Genomic DNA, 3,247 nt, shown 5'->3' with positions numbered 1-3,247 from the left:
AGCAGGTCGCTGGCCAGCCTTGGTGCGTTATATCATCAGTAAAATTATTGCCAGCAAACCCCAGAAATCACAATTTCTTGATTCATTTCCCGCTACGTTGGCATTTGATTCCAGCTAACTGAGGAATTTAGGTTGAAGCGTCTCCCGACACTAAAAAACGCGTATTTCTCAGTTTTAAATGGAAAATTACTTCTCTTAGCAGCCTTATTTTACTAGCAGTGGTACTGTTGTTTTGCATTGTCAGTTATCTGGGGCTCATCACGAATTTTAATGACCAGCGAAAATTAGAACATCAACGCTTCGAAAGAGAGATTGACAGTCTTATTGACCGATTATCACAGAGACTGCGCCAACAGGCTGAAATAATCCCTTTTTTGGATGGTATGCGAGAGGCATTGTTATCGAATAATAAAGAAGCAATCAGCAATATATTCGATCAACATTGGACATTATTGCATTTTCACAGTGGCGTCGAATTCGTACGGTTATATAATACTTCAAACGAATTAACCGCTGACTGGGGTATTACAGAACTCAACGTCAATGACGATGGCGTCATATTAAAGTGGATCAAAGAAGTCCATCAAAACGAAATACCCATCAGCCCGTTGCTGTGTAGGCAAAATTGCATTCAGCTAACTGTTGCTCCATTACTAATCGAAGGGCAAACGGCTGGCATCGCTGTTATCGGCATTTCTCTGGCTGACGCGCTACTGGCATTCAAGCGTATTTCAGGTGCCGACATAGGCTTATTGTTGCATAATTCAAGTTCCGCCGACCTGGAAGCACTACATATTGAATCGTGGGAATCTTCCGTTGTAGCATTAACCAATAAGGTTGACAGTTACAAAATCTTAAACGCAGCTTCTAAAGCATACTCTTTCACGGACAGTCTAAAAAACATTGTCCAGATTAACTGGAATCACCGTCATCACCAAATAAAGCTATATCCCCTAAATTCAGTTAACAAAAATATGGCGCATTTGGTTGTCATTTCTGACGTGACATCAGCAGTTAACAATATATATGATTCAGTCTGGAAAATTGCACTGATCGGATTACTAGGATTAATAATTTCAGAATTTCTTTTATTCAGCATTTTCACGCGCTTACTTTCCCGTTTAAAAGACGTCTCTTTTACTTTACCGTTGCTGGCCAGCGGTCAGTTTGAAGACTTCAGGCATTCACTGACATTAACCAAGAAAAAACAAACCTATAGAGATGAAATTGACATGCTCTATGATGCCGCCGTTGAATTATCAAGACAGCTGGAAGATCTTGAGCAGAAAGTATCTTCTCGAGCGAAACTACTCATCGCGCAAAAAGATGAATTGAGCAGAGAAAGAGATTTCGTAGCCAATCTGCTCGATACAGCCCAGGTTATCGTTTTGACACAAAACTCGAGCGGCAAAATTATTTCCATGAATGCCTATGGTGAAATGCTCACCTATTATGCCGAAGATGAGCTCAAAAACACACCATTTCTAAATATACTTGTCTCGGACTTTGATTCACATGAACTGTCCATGCACCTGGATGAAATTAATCAAGGATTACGTGAACAATTACGTCACGAAGCTATCACTCATTGCAAAGATGGCACAACACGGCATGTCGCCTGGTTACATTCACGTCTTTCCTGGAATTCCATTGATGATCCATCTATCCTCTCTGTGGGACTTGATATTACTGAATACAAGCGGGTTGAAGGTCACCTGGCATGGCTGGCCGATCATGACCCATTAACGAACCTGTATAACCGCCGTCGTTTCAGCGATGAACTCGAACAAGCGATTAGTCGATCTGATCGATACCATCACACAGGGGCACTGCTCTTTTTTGACCTGGATCGTTTTAAATACATCAATGATACCAGTGGCCATCAAGCCGGTGACGCTTTACTCAGAATGGTAGCAGGAATGTTGCTGCGCACAATACGCTCTGACGACATATCGGCACGCCTGGGCGGTGATGAATTTGCCGTCATTCTGCCAGAGATTAATACAGAAGGCGCTATTGAAGTTGCAAAAAAAGTGCTAGCACATCTGAGCGAAACACAACTTACAATTAACGGCCGCACACATAAAGTTTCAGCAAGTATCGGCATAGCGCTTTTCCCCGAACACGGTGAAAACGTACATGATTTATTGGCAGCAGCAGATCTGGCCATGTATCAGGCCAAAGACACAGGACGTAACGCATGGTATCTGTTTTCTAAAGAAGACCGCAGCCGAGAACGCGTACAAACACTCGTTTACTGGAAAGAAAAAATTGAATATGCGCTGCTGCATGACAGATTTATGTTGTATTTCCAACCCATCATGAACGTGCACTCTAAAGAAATCAATCATTACGAAGTATTATTACGCATGCATGATGTTGATGGCTCAATTTTATCCCCTGCCGGCTTTATTACAGCGGCAGAGCATACAGGACTCATTCATTCCATTGATCATATGGTTTTGCATAAAGCAATTATGCAGGCCGCCAAAATTAATCAAAACAAAAAAAACAGCATCAGCCTTTCTATCAACTTATCTGCACATGCATTTAACGATCCCGAGCTACTGCCAATCATCAAACAAAAACTTGTTGATCATAAAGTAGACCCCAAAACATTGATGTTTGAAATTACAGAAACTGCTGCTCTTGAGAACTTACCTGGAGCACGCGCACTTATGAAAGAAATTAAAGACCTGGGATGCGGGTTTGTACTGGACGACTTTGGTGTTGGCTTCTCTTCTTTTTATTATTTGAGGGAACTGCCCGTTGATACGGTAAAAATTGATGGTTCGTTTATACGAAATATTATCGAGAACAAAGACGATCAAATTCTCGTTGAGGCTTTATGTAGTGTCGCAAGCGGTTTTGGCAAGAATATAACAGCAGAATTTGTTGAAAACGAAAAAGTTTTTAGGGTACTCGGAAAAATGAAAATTGATTATGCTCAGGGATATTATATCGGTAAGCCTGCGCCCTATGGTACTTACTTCTTTCAAGACCGTGAATTGTGAAAAATAGTTACCGCCTAGCGCATTGTTTAGTTCACTTAGGAGCCGAGAATAAATAAGTGTGACAATTGGGCGCGTCTGGCGGGATGCAATGCAAGGCAAGAGGATGAGTCATAGCACAAGAGCTATGGCGGCGACGAAGAGACTGTCCCACTAACTGTGTAAATGTCTATCATTAGATTTTTAAAAGGATAGACGATGAATAAAAAGGAATTGGAGCAATTTGCCCGCAAGGC

Annotated in this window: 1 protein-coding gene; it reads left to right on the top strand. The window is 41.6% G+C overall.

What is annotated here, in order from left to right; genetic code table 11:
* The first annotated feature begins 218 nt into the window (after positions 1-218).
* Complete coding sequence (locus tag BMY60_RS14790; protein ID WP_256251024.1) at positions 219-3,014, top strand: bifunctional diguanylate cyclase/phosphodiesterase; 2,796 nt, start codon at positions 219-221, stop codon at positions 3,012-3,014.
* Positions 3,015-3,247: the final 233 nt, after the last annotated feature.

Origin of the sequence: Nitrosomonas sp. Nm51 (genome assembly GCF_900111165.1) — a bacterium.
Taxonomy (GTDB): Bacteria; Pseudomonadota; Gammaproteobacteria; order Burkholderiales; family Nitrosomonadaceae; genus Nitrosomonas.
This window is presented reverse-complemented; position numbering and strand designations above follow the sequence as displayed.